The following is an 18,572-nucleotide window of genomic DNA, read 5'->3' as shown; positions in this document are numbered from 1 at the left end:
CATTAGAGAAAGTTAAAAGCCTACAGACCAAAAAAGCGGTCGGTAGGCTTTTTATCATGTTGATTTTTGAACATTGTCAGCTCACCTGTGAATGGACGGTGTGGTATCGATACCACACTGGCTGGAAAGTTTTAAGCAAGGCGACATTTTGTTCCATATCTGCTAAGGACAAATCCGGCACTTTACGAAGTGATGGAAATTTTCAATTTGAGCCCGAGTCCCTCTGCATAACGATTAAGGGGCGTAAACGAGGGCACAGAGTCAAGCAATTCAATCTTGGCTAATTGGGGTTGCGTCATACCAATCTTTTTTTTGCAAGCTCGCGTTGAGAAATGCCACGACGGATGCGTTCACTGTGCAACTTGGTGAGTGTATTGAGGATGAGTGATTCCTGTGGAGGTAGTGTTGCGTTCATTTTCTTTTCGAAGTCGGTCCAGGTTGGCATGGTTTGCGCTCCTTTCAGGGTAACTGATTGATACAAAGACAGTTTTAGTCATGGGGTGCATGCTTATCTTACCAATATCCGACGCCAAAGCACATTGATTTTCTGCATAAAAAAAAGCCGCCCCGCAAACGGCTAGCTTCCTTGGTGATGGCTTGTCCGCCTTCAACAAGTTAATTTTAACCTGTCAGCGAGCTCTTTGACAAATGGTTTGCTGGAGCGGAAGAACAGAACAGGCAGCTACAAATCCTCGTTTAGAGAAATTAGATCAATAAAAAACAATCGTTTCTATAAGAATTATACCATGTATAGCATGCTATCTGGTAGACTTAAAGGCGGTAGCGGCTCCGCTACTGCGTCCGCTGCCGGTGACCCATAATGGTACGCGACACAATTTCATCTTGGATTGCCGAGGTCATCACCAAGGCAATCATTACCGTTGCTGCCGCAGCAATTATCGCGACAGTTAAATATGCTTATAAGCGCGCTGCAAGGCGTTTGCGCAAGCGTAAAAAGCGGTAAGCTGTGCAGAGTTCTAGTGCTGACTACATTAGAACTCTGTTTTTATGAAATAAAAAAACGGCTCCCTTTCAGGGAAGCCGCCACCGTTCGAACGATCTTTTAACATGCGGTTGACTAGTCCGCGATGACCGTTAAATGGTACGCTTCAATTTCATCCTACAAAAAACTTATCACGTCTCAGCACTCTTGTCAATTACAAAGGAATTGACGTATTTGTCAAAAAGAACGGCTCCCTTTCAAGGAAGCCGCCACCGTTCGAACGATCTTTTAACATGCGGTTGACTAGTCCGCGATGACCGTTAAATGGTACGCTTCAATTTCATCCTACAAAAAACTTATCACGTCTCAGCACTCTTGTCAATTACAAAGGAATTGACGTATTTGTCAAAAAGAACGGCTCCCTTTCAAGGAAGCCGCCAACCGTTCGAACGATCTTACTTAATGCAGGTGGTTAATCTGCGGTGACCGTCAAATGGCGCATTTCATTCTCATCCTATAAAGAACGTATCATTTGCAACGCTTATTGGCAACCATAACTTAAGAATGGTATGTGGTGGTGTTAAATATATATGTGGTAGGTAAGCAGAAGAAAAAAGAAGCCGCCCCGCACGGCAGACTTCTTTAGGTGATTATAATGAGTGAGTTCGACCAAAAAAATCATAGCCTGTTTGCCGTCTTTTTGCAATAACATAATCTCGGAGATATGTGCTTTGAACATAGAATTAGGCGATGCAAAAGCAATGTAGCCACTTGGACTTTTCGTTGAGAAATCACCTATTAGCGTTTTTTGGGTCGCACTCAGATGTTAGTTGTTAGTAAGTTCTCATCATTAAAGTCATTTGGTTTTGCGTTCTCCATTCGGTTCATGACAACGGCCAACGCGTCTGTTCGGTGTAAGAAGTCCAATTCTTCCAGTTTTCTGTAACGATCTTTGCTGATCAAAATGACACCCTTATTGGAGTCGGAAAATCGATTGAGAGGCACCTCTATCTTCTCGTCGTCATTTGCCACTTTGTTCAGTAATTCAAATAAATTTTTTCGCAGAGCTTAGGGGGTATAATTCTTCATAATAATCCTCCTGGTTTGTCGACTTAGGGAGCTAGTATGGCATCAATGTTACGGGAATGTGAGCTGATCATCAATTTAAATGTACTGTAAACCGAAAAATTCTGATAAGATTAAAGAGGCAGGTAGCTCGATGTTGCACTATTACATTGACAGAGTGGAGAGAACCGGCGTATTCTACCTATTGTAGAGAGTAATGGTTACTATTTAATTGCTCAGAGTTGAACGCTTTGAAGACGCCCAACTCTAATGGTTGTTTCTGGCGTAAAAGCAGCTAACAAAGCGAGGGTGTTAAAAATGAAGGACTTATTAATCAGGCACCAACTGGAAGAAAGTCACCCGATTCGTGAATATAAGGCACAGATGATTCTTAAGGCATTAACAGCAACTGCAACAGTGTCCGAACCCAATGCAAAACTCGAAGCATTGCGTCAAGCCAATCAACGCACTAATGCGGTCATCGAGAGAGTTGTAGACGAAGTTAAAAAGGACCGCACCGTATTTTGTCGTGAACAATGTGGCCTTTATCAGCTGCGGGAACAGAAGGTTAATCGTATTCTTGATGACCTTACGGCGGAATCAAAGTAACCTGCATTGAGTGCGTTGTGTATTCTAGACGAGGAAAAGCAGCAGTCGTGCATACTTACATACACTGCTAGCTGGATCCAATTTAGAATTAAGTACTTAAATAGTTGCATTGAGGTGAACTTTATGGCGACTGCGAAACAGACTGCCATGACCATCCGACTTGACGCGACAACGAGAGACGCAGCTGAACAGGTGTTTGACGCGTTAGGCATGGACTTGAACACAGGCATCAATATTTTCTTGAAGCAAGTTGTTCACGATCAGGCTTTGCCTTTCACGCCGACAATGGGAGACTCGCTTGATCGAGCGACGGAGCAGTCGATTCAGGATTTAAAGGTTGGCAGATATCAGGACTTTGACAACTTGGGGGATCTTTTTGAAGATCTACACAATGAGAATTAACGAACGGATTAGCGGAGTTGTGCGAAATGCGCGACTCTTTTTTTTAAAATTCTGAATTAACTGAATCAAAATAGCGGCGAATCATTCCGGCGGTCGGCAGGGGCTATTTGAGCGTAGTGACAATGAAAGGGAAAAGACGATCGACTATTTTTTGCCAGTCAGCTGTTGAATGGAGGCGCGTTCGACAATTTTGGGCGGAAATTCAATGCTGTCAACTTTTTGATGGGCAATTTGCTTCAACAGCATTTCAGCCGCGGTACCTCCCATTTTACGTCTAGGGTGACTAGCTGTCGTCAGCTTGGGGGTAATATACGCTGACATGGTGTAATTGTCGAAACCGACAATTGAGATATCTTTTGGAATCGCATAGCCCTGGTCTTGCAACCAAGCGATCAATTGAATGGCTAATTGGTCGTTATAAGCGGCAATGGCCGTGGGTGGGTTGGTAGCATTGAGGAAACCCTGCAACTTGAGGGTGAGGTTTTCAAATGATTCTTCTGACTGGTAAAGAATCAGGTTGCTGAAGGTGGCTAACTCAGGATGGTCTTGATAGGCTCGGACAAAGCCGTGCATGCGGTCAACTCCTTGTTGATCATCAATTTGGAACATGCCGAGAATGTATCTGTGGTTGGCGTTAAAAAGCAGTTGTAATAGATCATACTCAGACTGTTCGTCAGCCGTTTTGATGACTGGCACATCTAGCTCGGGATATTTTGCATGAATAAAGATGATGGGGATGCGACGACGTAACAGTTCTCGATAGATATCGAGATTCGGACTTGGCGTCGCACTTTTGGTTGGTTCAACGATCAGGCCATTAATCGGACTATCCAGAAAAGTCATTAAACTTTGACGTTCACGGGCAACGTCATTATGGGTGTTGCTCAAGATAATCGAATAATCTTGTTTAGATAGAACCTGATCGATCCCGGAAATGATTTTAGGAAAGATATAATCGGCTAAATGTGTGGTCAAAACACCAATGAGCTTTTGGCTACTGGGCGGGACAATCGGTTGACTAGGATCTCCAACATAGAATCCACTCCCTTGACGGGAAACAATGTAACCTTCAGCTCTCATTTTCTTTAAGGCTTGTCGTAATGAATAGCGCGTCACTTTGAACATGCTTAACAGCTCATGTTCAGTTGGCAATTTGTCTCCAACTTGATAGTCACCAGAAAGAAGTTTTGCTTTTAGCGCTTTTTCGACCTTTGTGATATCTGATTTCATGATTTGATCCTTTCGGAAAAGGTTTATTTTTTGATTAATTCGAATTAATTTTAACACAATAAAATAATTCAATAAAGTTGTTGGGCTTTGTAAACGGTTACGTAAAATGTTTATATGAGAACGATGTTTCCTGAAGAGAAATAGGGGGATCTATTTGATTGAGATGGTGGGAATCGACGAGCGACTTGTTTACGGTCAGGTGGCGCTTGTCTGGAGTCGCAATTTGGGCGTTGACCGTATCTTGGTGGTTAACGATAAAGCGGCAGCCGCTCGGGTTCAAACTGCTACTTTCAATCACTTGGCCATGATCTGGCAGTCTGCCAGTGTCCGGAAGTTACACGATTGACTTTGCAAGGCTTTCAGTGGGCTGCGCGGTAATTACCTCGCAGCTACACTTAAGTTTTTGTTTTTGCAAATTTATTCGAATTAATATTAAAAATTATATTTGATTCGAACAAAAAGCTGCGTTAGGATAAATGAAAGTGCTTCAATATTTTTAGTGATGTAGCAGAACCATTGAGTATAGTTGCACTTTGATGAACACTGTCGAACGTTTTTCAGGCAAGTTCCGGTATACAGATGTCAATGACTAACGGCAACAATTTTCACGTTGACTGGAAATGTGTACGGCAGCTTGCAAAGGCTCGCGTGTAAAGGCTAACTGACCAAAGATCCACCATAAAATTGCCGAGTTACATACATTCCGTTACCTAAACATCCTGATTTGCGTTCTAAAAAATGGAGGTTTTCAGTATGATGACATTATCGCAAAACTATGAATTCTGGTTCGTTGTTGGCAGTCAGTCGCTTTATGGCGAAGAGACCTTGCGTGAAGTTCAATCTGATGGTCAAACGATTACAGATCGGTTAAACAGTGAAGGCAAATTGCCTTATCCGGTAGTCTTTAAAGGTGTCATGACAACGGCTGACGGCATTACCAAGTTTATGAAAGAAGCTAATTATCACGATGAGGTGGCCGGTGTGATCACGTGGATGCACACGTTCTCTCCTGCAAAAAACTGGATTCGCGGTACGGAGTTACTTCAAAAGCCGCTTTTGCACTTAGCGACGCAGTTTCGTAACAACATTCCTTATAGCACGATTGATTTTGATTATATGAATCTTAACCAAAGTGCTCACGGTGATCGGGAATACGGCTATATTAATGCTCGTCTCGGTGTTCATAACAAAATTGTTTATGGTTATTGGGATGATCCTGAAGTTCAGGAAGAAATCGGTCAATGGCAAGACGTTGCCGTGGCTTATGATGAAAGCTTCCATACTTCAGTTGCCCGATTTGGCGATAACATGCGTCACGTCGCTGTCACTGATGGCGATCGGGTTGAAGCCCAGATCAAGTTGGGATGGACCGTTGACTATTATGGAGTCGGTGATTTGGTTCAGGTTGTGAATGCGGTGAGCGACAAAGATATTGATGATGCTTATACCAAGTTGGCTGCTGAATATGACTTTGTACAAGGCGATAACAGTGCTGACAAGTTTACGCATTCGATTAAATATCAGTTGCGGGAATATCTGGGGATTAAAAAATTCCTGGATGACCGCGGCTATAACGCATTTACAACGAACTTTGAAGATTTGTGGGGTCTGGAACAGCTGCCGGGGCTTGCTGCACAGTTATTGATGCGAGATGGTTATGGTTTTGGCGCAGAAGGTGATTGGAAAACTGCCGCTTTAAGTCGCATTATCAAGGTCATGGCCCATAATGAGAAGACATCGTTTATGGAAGACTACACGCTTGATCTGCGCAAAGGTCATGAAGCTATCTTAGGCTCGCATATGCTGGAAGTTGATCCGACGATTGCCAGCACTAAGCCGCGAGTTGAGGTTCATCCGCTCGATATTGGCGGTAAAGCTGATCCGGCACGTTTGGTCTTTGATGGTTCTGAAGGGGACGCCATTGATGTGACGCTATCTGATTTTCGTAGTGGCTTCAAGCTAATCAGTTACCCCGTCAATGCACACAAGCCTGAAGCTGAAACTCCACACCTGCCAGTGGCAAAACAGTTATGGACACCCAAAGTCGGGTTGAAAAAAGGCGCCACGGACTGGATTCAAAATGGTGGTGGTCACCACACAGTTTTCTCGTTTGGCATTAATGAACAACAGATTCAGGATCTAGCAACATTGTATGGTATTGATTCGGCTGCCATTGATTAAGCCCAGAGCTTTTGCAACGTTTGTTGGATAGGCGTGTCGACGGCAACATGGAGCGGTTTAATGATGTTGAAGATAAAACCATCCACTAACATGCGGTGGCAGTCCACGCACATTGTAAGCGTCACATAGCACCGGTACCTATAACTGTTGGAATCCTCCATCTATACTTGGTTTATCAAGAAGATTGGAGGATTTTTTATGACCTAACCCAACGATATGGTGCCGATCCAAATGGTGAACCGCGATGGTGTCTCGGTTGTCGTAAAGCCAAAACTTGGCGCTAAGGTTAAACTCAAAGAAGCTGAGGTTCTTTTTTAAAACGGCATTAATAAGGTGATGGCACGCATTATTCTGCAGGAGTTGATGACCCATGATTCCCGCCCTGTCCAAAGCTAATAGCTACATCGTTTGTGGTCGCACTGGCTTACGCAAAGGCATTAACGGTTTGGCGGCGTTGATTACAGAAGAGTACAACATGTATGCTGCGGAGTTGTGCGAAATGCACGACTCTTTTTTCATTTCCAATATGATGTGTGGAAAAAACTCCGAATCTTTTCAAGGCAGCCGATAACCGTGAGAAGTGAACTATCCATCAAGTAATTTGTAAATTAATCAAGCAAATAAAAAAATTGATTTATATTTTCGCCAGCCGATGCAATATTAAAGGGGTTTTAAATCAACACTAGCATCCATATTGTTTGCGCTTTCAACATCTGCATGTTAACCTCACAAAGGTTATTTCATGACGCTCTCGGTGAATTCAACAGGTGATTCTTACCCCGAGATTGTCGTGAAGTAAGATGCTTTTGAAGGACAATAGGTGGGGAGAGGGCTATGAGAAGATACATATTGAGCATAAGTGTGGTGGCACTTACGCTGGGTTTGATTGGAATGCAACCTAGCCAAGCCAGCGCCAGTGACACGCTTGATCAGCAGTCTGCGGTGAATGTTAGCGACGACAATGGCCAGGGCACGAAAAAACTGGATCCGAATGTGGCAACTGAATTGCCAAAGCAGACAACAGTTACCACGAGCGATGAGCAGACTACGCGACCAGAATATGCTTTGATGCGGACACGTTGGCGGGATCGATTGATGGCGGCACATCCGGATTTGAACAATCCTAATGTTACTGCCTATTTGACCGATTTGGCGAAGCAAAGCCAAACCTTATGGGACACGATGGATCGCAGCACCAGCCGAACACGGTTGTGGCCCAAAAAGGCTGCCGATACAACGTCGGCGGATTACACAACGACGTTTACTAACCTCAAATTGTTGACGCTGGGGTACTATAATCCGTTGAGTGCCCAGTACCAAAAGCCGGAAGTTTACCAAGCCATTCTTGATGGTATCGATTTTATGATCACGGTTAAGAAGTACAATGGCGTATATTCAACCGGCAATTGGTGGGATTGGCAGATTGGCGCGGCTCAACAACTGGATGATACGTTGATCTTGTTATATGACGACCTGCATCAACAAGATCAACAAAAATTAGTCAAATTTGTGCAACCGTTGCTAGGCTATGCCAAAGATCCCAATATTCAATGGCCAAAATATACCGCAACCGGTGCGAATCTTACCGATATTTCAATCTCAGTGTTAGCTAGTGGCTTGCTTTTGGAAGATGATACGCGCGTTGCATTGGTCCAAAAGAATTTGCCTAAAGCGATGGGGTTAGTGACGTCTAAAGATGGTATTTATGCAGACGGTTCTTTTATTCAACATACTTTTTTCCCATACAACGGCAGTTACGGGAATGAAATGATTAAAGGCATTGCCCGTATCTCGTCCACACTTGTCGATACGCCTTGGGCCATTAGTGAAGTTCAATTTGCCAATGTTTTTAATTTGATTGACAAAGGCTTTTTGCAGCTAATGGTTAATGGGCGGATGCCGTCGATGGTTTCCGGCCGGAGCATTTCGCGAGCACCCGGAACCAATTCGGAAACAACTGAGTTAGAGACCGGTAAGGAGACGCTGGCGAATCTAACATTAATTGCCGATGCCGCACCAGCCACACTAAAGCAGAAAATTTATCAGGCAGTCGCAACGTGGGTAGGGCAAGTTGGAAAACAGTATAATTTTTATCACAATCCGCGTGATTACGCTGCCCTTAACGGGTTGCAGACAGCACTGAGTCATGCCTCTGCGCAACCTGACGATGTGAGTTCGTTGAATGTTTATGGCTCGATGGATCGCGTGATGCAGAAAACGCCAACCCACTCAGTCGGCATCGCGATGTACTCCCAGCGGATCGCCAATTTTGAGTTTGGCAATACTGAAAACGGTCACGCTTGGCACACAGCTGACGGGATGCTTTATCTATACAATCGCGATTTGAATCAATTTGGTGAAGGCTATTGGACAACAGTCGATCCTTATCGATTGCCGGGAACTACAGTTGACACCATCAAGCTTGCAGACGGAGCCAAGTCATCGTCGCGGAGTCCGGAATCCTGGGTTGGCGGCGCGACGGATGGACATACCGCCAGCATCGGCATGTCCTTGAACAAAGTAAATGAAGGCCAAAATCTCAAGGCTAAAAAATCTTGGTTCTTACTGAATGATCAAGTGGTGAACCTGGGTGCCAATATTACCGGCACCACCACAGCCGATATTGAAACAATTCTTGATCAGCGACAAATTGATCCGGCGACCACGAAGATAACGGTAGACGGTCGCAGCTATACGAACCAAAAAACAGTGGGGCAGTGGGCCAATTTGAATACAGCCGATCCTGCCAATAATGTCGGGTATATCGTGGCGTCCGGTAATAGTCCGGTTAACATCAGCCAGGCAACACGCACCGGAACGTATAAGGACATTAACGGCTATTTTCCATCCGACACCGTTTATCGACATCATTATGTCACATTGGCCGCCATGCACGGCTCAGTTGTTAATAACGGCCATTACGAATATGTCACAGTACCTGGTGCGAGTGATGCCAAAATCGCAGCCCTAGCCAAAGACCCAACCTATCAAGTCCTGGCCAACACCGGCGATGTTCAAGCCATTAAAACGGGAAATCAACTGATGGCTAACATCTGGACCAAAGTTTCACAACTGGATGGCTTGGTTTCTGTTGAGCAACCGGCTGCACTTGTCATTAAGAATCTTGGATCAAATCGTTATCAACTCACGATTGCGGATCCGCAACAAACCAATCAGCCGATTCACCTTGATTTCAATTATCCTGTACAAATTGACGGAAATGATGCAGTTAACTTTTTTACGAATGGACATCGGCTCGTTTTTGAAACATCAGGTTTGGCCGGTGCGAGTCGTACCGTGACATTCACGCTGGATGTGCCTGCCGATAAAACCGATCTGGATAACGTGATTAAGCAGGCTGAACAGATGAAAGCGGCCGATTACACGAAAACCAGCTTTGCAGCGTTCGCATCGGCATTAACAGCGGCCAAAGAGGTTCAGTCATCAGACAATGTTTCCCAAAAAGTCGTGGATGCGGCAAAGGCAAAACTAGTCGATGCCATGAACGCATTGGTCGAGGCTGCTGATAAGCACGCACTTGCAGCAGCTTTGGCAGATGCCGCGAAGTTGAATGAGAAAGACTATACCGACGATACATGGCAAAACCTAAAAATTGCTATTGCTGCTGCCAAACAGGTGCTGAGTCAGTATGAGCCGACGCAAACTGAAGTAGATAAGGTCACCCAACAGCTGAGGGATGCACAGGCCAACTTGGTGAAAATTGGAAAAGCCCCTGATATTGAACAAGAGCCTGGAGGGCAGGCAACATCAGCAAAATCGCATGCCTCTCAAAAGGGCCAACATCAACCGAAGAATGGCGATGAAATGCCGGAGACAGGGGAAACAAGTAGCGTGAATATGAGCTTTGTCGGCGTGGCAATTCTCGGGTTGATTGCCGGTGCGATGCTATGGCAAAAGCAGCGACGGGTATGAGCGGGTCAATATTGTTTGAATATCGGAACATTTCCGCATAACTGGTTAAAGAAAATTAGTACGCTCACGCGAGACAATCCTTGTGAGTGAAAAAACAGACGGTGCCACTTCATAAAAATGGAGGGTGCCGTTTTTTAATGCCAAATAATGCTGAATAGCCTATTATAACGGATCTTAGCGAAAACGTTGGTGCTCAACCAATAAGATTAAAAATAAAGATAGAAAGACGCAATTAGCACTCGTAAAAGTCGGCACATAATGTGTGTTGTTTCCTAATAAGAAATCCCATTACTAGATTAGACCAGTTCAACTTAACACGAAAACAGAAAAATGTAAGTGCCAAAATTTAGCATGAATTTGCCCTTGACATTATGTATGCGTTTGCAATAATATCAAGATGTTTGATAAATAAAAAACGTTATTTCTTTTTAGGAAATAAAGGCTCCTGCATTTTTAAAAATAAAAGGGGGCGTTTAGCTTTACTTGTGAAAAAATTATCAAATCAACACTGGCCAGTGTGTCGATAGACAGCTAAAGGAGGTTCCAAAACAGATGGGTGCATATACCAAGAATCAGCTAGAGACAAAGATTGATTTACTAATTGACAACGAGATCCATCTAAGCGACCCAACAGGTGAGTTCTTTGTGAAGGTTGCGGATGGTTCCCTAATTGACAACAAGAGCTTTAACTTCTGGGAATGGACGTCAGGAGTTGGATTGTACGGCATGATGAAATACTACCAGCTTAGTCGCAAACCAGAGGTGCTTAAAGTCATTAAAGACTGGTTTGACAGCCACTTTAAAGAAGCACCTGTTGAAAAGAATATCAATACCATGGTTCAAATGTTGACATTGGCATACTTATACGAAGAAACCGGAGATCGAGCCTATTTGCCTCATTTAGAAGCTTGGGGTGATTGGCTGTATTACCGACTGCCGCGAACAGAAAAAGGCGGGTTTCAACATGTCACATATGGCGACTTAAATCCGGGAGAAATGTGGGCAGACACTTTAATGATGAGTGTTTTAACACTTACGAAACTCGGAAAGGTGTTGGAGAAGCCCGAGTACATTCAAGAAGCCAAAAAACAAGTTTTATTGCACATTCAGTTTTTGCAGGATAAGCGGACAGGGCTTTGGTATCACGGCTGGTCATTCAAACGGCGTGATAACTTTTCTGGAGCTTTTTGGGGACGAGGTAATTCATGGATTACGATTGCTTTTCCGGAAATCTTGGAGCTACTGAATTTGCCTGAAGGTGATGCTTTCCGTGAGTTTGTCCGAATGAATCTTCAATATCAAATTGATGCATTGAAGAAGTATCAAGACAAAAGCGGACTTTGGCACACGCTGATTGACGATCCGACTAGCTATCTGGAAGGGTCAGCAACAGCAGGCTTCACTTACGGTATTTTGAAAGCGGTTCATAATCATCTGATCGATAACAGTTATCGAGAAGTGGCGCTTAAGGGTATTGATGCACTTTTCGCTAACATTGACGAAAATGGTGCGCTTGCGATGACGTCTGGCGGAACACCGATGGGCGAAACAAAGGATTTCTATAAGCAGGTCAAAACTTCAGTAATGCCTTACGGACAGTCGATGGCGGAGTTGGCACTGACTGAATATCTGAAGGAATTCTACTAAAAATTTAAAAGTGAGTTTTGCCTGATCTATTCATAATGACCAGACAAAACGGATGGTAAAGGAGCGTTTAATGATGAAAGCATCTTCGATTGACACACCGGCTGATGCGGCGTCTGGGCTTGAAATGGTGCAAACGCATGCCCACAGCTTTGATTGGCGCGACAAGATCGGCTACGCATTTGGTGATTTAGGCAATTGTTTTATTCTTGGCTTGGTTAACAGTTTTTTGACCATCTATTATACGAATGCACTCGGTATTTCTGGTGCGATCGTGGGTGGCTTATTTCTTTCGGCGCGTTTTATTGATGCCTTTGCCGATGTTACAGTTGGGCGCATAGCTGATATTACGCCGTTGACCAAAAATGGCCGGTTCCGTCCCTGGATTAAGTGGGTTAAATATCCGTTTTGCGCGATTACTGTCATCCTTTTCCTCCCGTTTGTCTCGAACTGGCCGATGATTTGGCGGGTCGTTTATATTTTCGTCACGTACCTAGTTTATGGGATCTTAAATTCTTGCATCAACATTCCTTATGGCTCAATGGCCAGCGCTATTTCGGAAAACCCTGATCATCGGGCATCATTGTCTACTTCTCGTTCAGTGGGTGCAGCGATTGGAGGCGCAGCAACTGGATTCATCATTCCGTTACTGGTTTATCAAACGGCTGCAAATGGCCAAAAAGTAGTTTCAGCGAATCGCTTCTTTATGGTTTCAATCATGTGTGCCGTCATTGCGTTCGCTTGCTACAACGTGATTTATCGGATGACCACGGAAAGGGTTCAGGTCAAGAAAACCGAGCGTGTTTCTGCTTCTAAGCTCATCAAAGGCTTGTTTACAAATAAAGCTTTGATGGCGTTGGTCTTCGCCGATTTCTTCCTAGTCATTAACCAAAACTTGTCCGGCACGTTGGCAACCTATCTCTTTACTGATTATTTCCAGAACAGCACGGCACTTTCGATTGCTTTGCTCTTCACTTATGGCACAGTGGTTGTACTGGCACCGTTTGCGACAAAGCTTATTAAGAGTTTTGGTAAAAAAGAGGCAAGTATCGCCTGCTTAGCGTTTGGTACCTTCATGTACCTACTGATGTATTTCTTACACCTCACGAATCCTTGGATCTATCTCATCCTTTTGTTCTTGGCAACACTTGGTTCCGGGATGTTCAACTTAATGGTTTGGGCTTTTATTACTGATGTTATCGACTATCATCAATACTTAACCGGCTTTCGTGAAGATGGTACCGTTTATGGCGTTAATTCATTTGCGCGAAAGTGTGCGCAAGCTGTCGGTGGCGGTCTTGGCGGATTCATGCTGACGGCAATCGGGTATATTTCTTCAACAACCGGCGGAGCAACCCAAAGTGCTGTGGTTATTAATCGTATATACGCGATCGGTAACTTGATTCCCGCTGCCTGCATGTTACTTGGCATGCTGACATTGATTTTCTTCTACCCACTTAACAAGAAAAAGATTGATGCTGTCGATGCAAAATTAGCCGCACGGCGCGCTGAGGAATTGAACGCTCAAGACCAAGAAGCTTAATGAGCTCAAGGAAAGAGGAACTGATGACGATGGCAAAAGATAAACTACAAATTGATCGAGAAAAATTTGCCTACGCGGTTGTTGCAAATTATCAACCGAATGAAAAGACTGATTTGAAGGCTTCAAAGGCTGTCCTTAGACGCTTTTTGATCGCATATTATTTGGCAGACCAGTTCAACACTTTGGAAAGTAATCATTTTGATCAGGATAAAGGCTGGGATTTCAGCTTACTGGCAAAAGGATTAGACCAAATCAGTTTACATTGATATTTAGAAATCAGAGGATAAGCTCCGATTTCTTTGCGTTAGGAAGGAGTTTATCATGCGAAAAGATTTTGCAGTTCGTGCTCACGACATTCCCGGAACAGATGATCTTGAATTGCTAACCCGAAATGTTAAAAAACGTCACATTCACACCTTGGCGTTTGCTCCGGCCATTAGTTTAGCGGCGACCACTCAAGGAGGTGATAAAGTCAGTACAGGGCTGGCTAATTACGTCCGGCGCTCATTTGCTGCAGACGATATTGAGATTGGCACCTTGAGTTGTTATGTGAACCTGATTGATCCTGACATTAATAAACGTACCAAGGTTATTAATCGATTCCAACATTACTTACAGTTGGCGCCGAGTTTTGGTACAAACATTGTTGCGACCGAAACCGGCTCCGTGGATCCCGCGTTTGCGTTCACCAAAGCGAATTTTGAACCAGGGCCGTTTGAAACGTTACTTGATACGGTTTCTCAACTATTGCCGGTTGCCCACGAATTCGGCACCTTGATTGCTTTAGAACCAGGCGTCAATCATCCACTGTATTCGTTGACGCGAACGGAGCAGCTATTGTCGCATTTCAACCACGATCCGGCATTAACGCTGATAATTGACCCGATTAACCTGATTTTGCCAGACAAAGATAATGTCAAGGCAATTTTAAAGGAAGCATTTGAACGGTTTAATTCGAGAATTGTTGCTGTTCATTTAAAAGATTACGCATGGACACCTGATGCTCCCCGTCTGCTTAAAACGGTTGTTCCTGGTACGGGTCAGGTTGACTTCCGGCAGTTGCTTGAGATAGCCGAGCACTATCAGCCATTCGGATTAAAATGTTTAGACGAATTACCAAACAGGCACCGGAGATGAGGATTATCTCCGATGCCTGTTGTCTATTTGTAATAAGGAACCAATCAAGTTGTGTGTTTACTTTGAAAGGCTGAAAGTTAACGGGTCAGATAACCACCATCAACTGGAATGATCGCACCGTTGATATAATTAGCAGCGTCACTCGCCAAGAAGACGGACACACCCATTAATTCATAAGGCTCAGCCCAGTGTCCAGCCGGGATGCGGTCGAGGATTTCTTGATCGCGGGCTTTGTCGGCGCGGATTGGGGCGGTGTTTTCGGTCTTAATGTAGCCTGGGGCAATGGCGTTGACCTGAACGTTGTAGGCACCCATTTCGGAAGCAAAGGCTTTGGTTAAGCCGGCCACACCGTGTTTACTTGCTGTGTAGGACGGAATGTATTTGCCGCCTTGGAAGGAGAGCATGGAGCCGATGTTGATGATTTTGCCGGATTTTTGCTTGGCGAAGACTTTTGAAGCGGCTAAAGACATGTGATAAACGGCGCTGAGGTTGATTGCAATGACTTGATCCCAGTCTTTATCTTTGGATTCGAGAAGGGGATTGCGCCGAATCATCCCGGCGTTGTTGACCAAGATATCGATGTGGCCCATTTTGTCGACGGCCTCGGCAACGACTTTGTCGGCGATGCCCGGCTCGGTTAAGTTGACCTGCATGAATTCAACTTTGTGGCCGCGTTTTTCGATTAGGCGGCGGGTGTTGTCCCACTCTGCTGTGCCGAACGTCGGGATGAAAATATCGGCGCCGGCTTCGGCCATCGCAACAGCGTAACCTTGGCCAAGGCCGGTATTGCCGCCGGTGACAATGGCAACTTTGCCGGTCAGGTCGAATTGCTTCATTTTAAAATGATCGAGTTCGGCTTCGTGTCGTTTGATTTCTTCTTCGGTTTGATGAATTTCTGCCATTTTTTAAACGCTCCTTTAATGAGTTTAAATGTTAACGTAATTCTGACATTGGTACCTGATCCATATCATCGTAGGTTTGGTTTTCACCGCACATTGCCCAAATGAAGGCATAGTTGGTGGTGCCGACGCCGCAATGAATGGACCAGCTTGGGTTGACCACTGCTTGTTCGTTAAATAGTGCGATGTGCCGCGTTTCGTCAGGTTCGCCCAGGAAGTGGAAAACGCGGGTATCAGGCTCAGCGAATTCAAAGTACATATAAGTTTCCATCCGTCGTGCGTGGGTATGTGCCGGCATCGTGTTCCAGGAAGATCCGGGTTCGAGGACGGTGTAGCCCATCTGCAACTGGCAGGTATCCATTTGCGAAGCGTCAATGTATTTGTAAATCGTGCGCTTATTCATGTGCGCCTGATCGCCCATCGGTTTTGCCAACGCATCGGCAAACGGCAATTTTTTATTCGGATAGGTTTTGTGTGCCGGAGTCGAAACGACATAGAACTTAGCTGGGTTAGCCGGATCGTTTGATTTGAAAATAACATGCTTGGTACCCATGCCCACATAGTAACCGTCGTGAGTCGTCATTGGCTCTTCGGTTCCGTCGATGGTGATGCTACCTTCACCGCCAATGTTGATGAGCCCTAGTTCGCGGCGTTGTAAGAAGAAATCAACCCCTAATTCTTTTGATAGCGCAATCTCCAGTGGCTGATCAGTTGGGGTTACTCCGCCAAAAATCATCCGATCGTTGTAAGTATAGGTGAGTAAAATATCGCCAGGCGCAAAGATCTTTGGCATCAAAAATTCCTCACGCAGCTTATCAGTATCGTAATGTTTAATGTCTTCAGGGCTATGCGCGTAACGCGTGACCATATTGAATGACAATGAAAAAGCCTCCATTTCTTTTAAAGAAACAATGTTTATTGTTTTGCACAAGTCCAATATAGCATGACTGGTTTAAAATGCAAGCGCTATTATGAAATTTCGGGCAACGTTTGACAGCGCATATTCACTTGCCATACGATACAGTTGCCTTTTGGTAAAAATGATCTTTCTTAATCGGAAATGTCGAGATGGCAAAAGGACGTGGCTTGCTGGACTTAACGTTCGGTTGCCCAGTTAACGGTTAATAACTTTGAGGAGGATACTATGACTGAAATAACCTTGCAATTAAGGCACGAAGATCAAACACTTAAAACTGCAACAAGTGAGGCTAGAACCTATTTGGCTTATCACAAACAATACGCATTGGGCGATTACTATCAGGTTCGGGTTGGGAAGGCACCCGCTTATGTCTGGGTGCAACTGGATGCGAGTGTGGCACCATCGCTGGTGTATCTGAAGCAGGCCACGTGGGATTTTCGGATTCCGTTTAACTTGCAGAAGGAATGGCCATATCCGGATGGAACATTTTTAGGAACAAACCACTATGCTTGGGTGCGAGTGGCTAATGAAGATGAGCTAACTGTTTCACGCAATTTGGCACTGAACACCTATGACCAGCATGAAGCAAGCGGTGCCTATCCCCATGCATCAGCCAATGCGGAGACGCGGGATGAACTCGTTTTTTATGCCAAGAATGTAATTGATGGGGTGATTGCTAACGAAAAGCATGGCAGTTATCCGTTTCAGTCGTGGGGAATTGCCGAGCGCCCTGACGCTGAATTGACATTGGACTTTGGTCGGGAAGTTTCGGTGAATCGCTTGGTGCTGATCTTACGGGCCGATTATCCGCATGATAGTTATTGGCAGGAAGTTACCGTCGAATTTTCCGATGGCAGCAGCGAAAAGCTTGAACTTAAGAAGACGGCAGCACCGCAGCAGTTTAACATCACGCCGCGTAAAGTGACGTGGCTGAAACTTACGCACTTGGTGAAGGATCAGGATAGCTCGACTTTTCCGGCGCTTACTGAGTTGGAGGCTTGGGGTAAAGAGGCGTTTGCAAAATAGTGGCGATCCAGAATATTCGGCATGAAAAATGGCAGTCGCTTTGCTTATGGTGATAAGCAAGGCGACTGCCATTTTTGCATCTTTAAAGTTCTTAGCTGAAATCTACAGCGTTTGTTCAATTGCATGCTGCGTATTCAGCAACAACCGAATGAAATTGGATTGGCGTTCTTTGTTAACCCGGTATTTAGGTGAGCTGATACTGAAAGCACCGTAAATGCGACCGGCTTTCATGATCGAGGCGCCGAGGCAAAGGACTTCCGGCTGATTTTCCTCGTTGTCGATGGACACGCCCATTTCCTGAATGGTTTTCAGGTTCTGACGGAGTTTCGGCAGGCTGGTGATTGTATTGGGCGTTAGCGGCTTGAGTTTATGCGTCTCAAGATAATCGTCTAAATGCTCGCGCGAATAGTTGGCCAGTAGCGCCTTGCCCATCGCGGAAGAATACATGTTCATGGTACCACCGATGATGGATTCTAGCTTGATGCTATTAGGACTTTCGAGTTTTTCAACCAAGACAATTTTGTCATTGCGCACAATGCCGAGATTAATGGTCTCGTTAGTTTCGTCGCGCAGATTCTCAAGAAACGGGCGCGCGACTTTGGCAATATCAAAACTGTCGAGTGCCTTTTGCGCATACGGGATCAGTTCGGTACCGAGATAATAGCGTTTGGTGCTTTCATCGCGGCGAACGAAGCCAATCATGTCAAGCGTGTTGAGAATTTTCAAAATCGTGGGCTTCGACGAACTTAACGCCGCGCTCATGTCTGCCAGTGACGGCGGATCGTCAGCTTTCATGAGATAGTCTAAAATATCTTTAGCTTTGATAAGCACCGTGCCATAAGGTTTTTGCTGTTTTGATTTTACTTGTTCCAATGCAAGGCCTCCAAACGAAATTTTTGCGAAGTTTATTATATAGAAATATACAATGATGAAAATGGTTTGTCCAGTTTTGATCCCGCGTAACTCAGACGAAATTGTGTAAAGTTGTGACCACCAATCACTGACATGCTGGCGCTTACATGATAAGTTAACAAAACCACG

At 44.7% G+C, this 18,572-nt stretch carries 15 protein-coding genes and 2 pseudogenes; 12 read left to right on the top strand and 5 right to left on the bottom strand.

Annotated features, from left to right (window positions below; translation table 11 throughout):
- Nucleotides 1–182: 182 nt before the first annotated feature.
- Nucleotides 183–445 (bottom strand): annotated as a pseudogene (locus LACZS1_RS13000) (helix-turn-helix domain-containing protein).
- A 1,881-nt stretch (nt 446–2,326) separates the two neighbouring features.
- Here LACZS1_RS13000 and LACZS1_RS12995 point away from each other — a divergent pair.
- Both LACZS1_RS12995 and LACZS1_RS12990 read left to right on the top strand, forming a co-directional pair.
- Complete coding sequence (locus LACZS1_RS12995) at nt 2,327–2,617, top strand: hypothetical protein (protein ID WP_070651525.1); 291 nt, start codon at nt 2,327–2,329, stop codon at nt 2,615–2,617.
- 123 nt (nt 2,618–2,740) lie between these two features.
- Nucleotides 2,741–3,019: a type II toxin-antitoxin system RelB/DinJ family antitoxin gene (locus LACZS1_RS12990; protein ID WP_070651280.1), complete on the top strand. Its 279-nt coding sequence runs from the start codon at nt 2,741–2,743 to the stop codon at nt 3,017–3,019.
- A 144-nt stretch (nt 3,020–3,163) separates the two neighbouring features.
- Here LACZS1_RS12990 and LACZS1_RS12985 read toward each other — a convergent pair whose 3' ends face one another.
- Nucleotides 3,164–4,249 carry a substrate-binding domain-containing protein gene (locus LACZS1_RS12985; protein ID WP_070651282.1) on the bottom strand — a complete coding sequence of 362 codons (1,086 nt, stop codon included), beginning with the start codon at nt 4,247–4,249 and terminating at the stop codon, nt 3,164–3,166.
- A gap of 163 nt (nt 4,250–4,412) precedes the next feature.
- Here LACZS1_RS12985 and LACZS1_RS12980 point away from each other — a divergent pair, with 163 nt between their 5' ends.
- The 9 genes and pseudogenes from LACZS1_RS12980 to LACZS1_RS12940 all read left to right on the top strand — a co-directional run bounded on the left by LACZS1_RS12980 (nt 4,413) and on the right by LACZS1_RS12940 (nt 14,687).
- Nucleotides 4,413–4,595, top strand: coding sequence for a PTS sugar transporter subunit IIB (locus tag LACZS1_RS12980; RefSeq protein ID WP_231956505.1), 183 nt, complete (start codon nt 4,413–4,415; stop codon nt 4,593–4,595).
- A gap of 410 nt (nt 4,596–5,005) precedes the next feature.
- Nucleotides 5,006–6,430, top strand: a complete 1,425-nt coding sequence (gene araA, locus LACZS1_RS12975; protein ID WP_070651527.1) for an L-arabinose isomerase — start codon at nt 5,006–5,008, stop codon at nt 6,428–6,430.
- Between the two features lie 216 nt (nt 6,431–6,646).
- Nucleotides 6,647–6,826: pseudogene (locus LACZS1_RS12970) on the top strand (hypothetical protein).
- Nucleotides 6,801–7,001, top strand: a complete 201-nt coding sequence (locus tag LACZS1_RS12965; protein ID WP_168165306.1) for a transposase — start codon at nt 6,801–6,803, stop codon at nt 6,999–7,001. Before LACZS1_RS12970 ends, LACZS1_RS12965 begins: the two are co-directional and overlap by 26 nt.
- 320 nt (nt 7,002–7,321) lie before the next feature.
- The gene (locus tag LACZS1_RS12960; RefSeq protein ID WP_420889570.1) at nt 7,322–10,363 is read left to right on the top strand and encodes a polysaccharide lyase family 8 super-sandwich domain-containing protein; all 3,042 of its coding nucleotides are present in this window, start codon (nt 7,322–7,324) and stop codon (nt 10,361–10,363) included.
- Between the two features lie 552 nt (nt 10,364–10,915).
- Nucleotides 10,916–12,010, top strand: a complete 1,095-nt coding sequence (locus tag LACZS1_RS12955) for a glycoside hydrolase family 88/105 protein (protein ID WP_070651286.1) — start codon at nt 10,916–10,918, stop codon at nt 12,008–12,010.
- A gap of 124 nt (nt 12,011–12,134) precedes the next feature.
- Entirely contained in the window at nt 12,135–13,550 is a 1,416-nt protein-coding gene (locus LACZS1_RS12950) for an MFS transporter (RefSeq protein ID WP_231956503.1), read from the top strand.
- A gap of 29 nt (nt 13,551–13,579) precedes the next feature.
- Nucleotides 13,580–13,816 (top strand): hypothetical protein, encoded by a 237-nt coding sequence (locus tag LACZS1_RS12945; RefSeq protein ID WP_231956461.1) that lies wholly within the window; start codon nt 13,580–13,582, stop codon nt 13,814–13,816.
- Between the two features lie 55 nt (nt 13,817–13,871).
- Nucleotides 13,872–14,687, top strand: a complete 816-nt coding sequence (locus LACZS1_RS12940; RefSeq protein ID WP_070651291.1) for a sugar phosphate isomerase/epimerase family protein — start codon at nt 13,872–13,874, stop codon at nt 14,685–14,687.
- A gap of 77 nt (nt 14,688–14,764) precedes the next feature.
- On the opposite strand, the gene kduD is transcribed toward LACZS1_RS12940, so the two are convergent.
- Together kduD and kduI are read right to left on the bottom strand one after the other, a co-directional pair.
- The gene (gene kduD / locus LACZS1_RS12935) at nt 14,765–15,589 is read right to left on the bottom strand and encodes a 2-dehydro-3-deoxy-D-gluconate 5-dehydrogenase KduD (protein WP_047106980.1); all 825 of its coding nucleotides are present in this window, start codon (nt 15,587–15,589) and stop codon (nt 14,765–14,767) included.
- A gap of 31 nt (nt 15,590–15,620) precedes the next feature.
- Nucleotides 15,621–16,466 carry a 5-dehydro-4-deoxy-D-glucuronate isomerase gene (gene kduI / locus LACZS1_RS12930; protein ID WP_025013746.1) on the bottom strand — a complete coding sequence of 282 codons (846 nt, stop codon included), beginning with the start codon at nt 16,464–16,466 and terminating at the stop codon, nt 15,621–15,623.
- A 264-nt stretch (nt 16,467–16,730) separates the two neighbouring features.
- On the opposite strand from kduI, the gene LACZS1_RS12925 reads away from it, so the two are divergent.
- On the top strand, nt 16,731–17,531 hold the full coding sequence (locus tag LACZS1_RS12925) for a hypothetical protein (protein WP_070651293.1): 801 nt from the start codon (nt 16,731–16,733) through the stop codon (nt 17,529–17,531).
- 102 nt (nt 17,532–17,633) lie between these two features.
- Here LACZS1_RS12925 and LACZS1_RS12920 read toward each other — a convergent pair whose 3' ends face one another.
- Nucleotides 17,634–18,404, bottom strand: a complete 771-nt coding sequence (locus tag LACZS1_RS12920) for an IclR family transcriptional regulator (protein ID WP_070651529.1) — start codon at nt 18,402–18,404, stop codon at nt 17,634–17,636.
- Nucleotides 18,405–18,572: the final 168 nt, after the last annotated feature.

The sequence above is a fragment of the Lacticaseibacillus zeae subsp. silagei genome, assembly GCF_030770335.1.
In the GTDB taxonomy this organism is placed as follows: Bacteria; Bacillota; Bacilli; order Lactobacillales; family Lactobacillaceae; genus Lacticaseibacillus; species Lacticaseibacillus zeae.
Note: the sequence above shows the minus strand (reverse complement) of the source record. Positions and strands in the feature narration are given on the sequence as shown.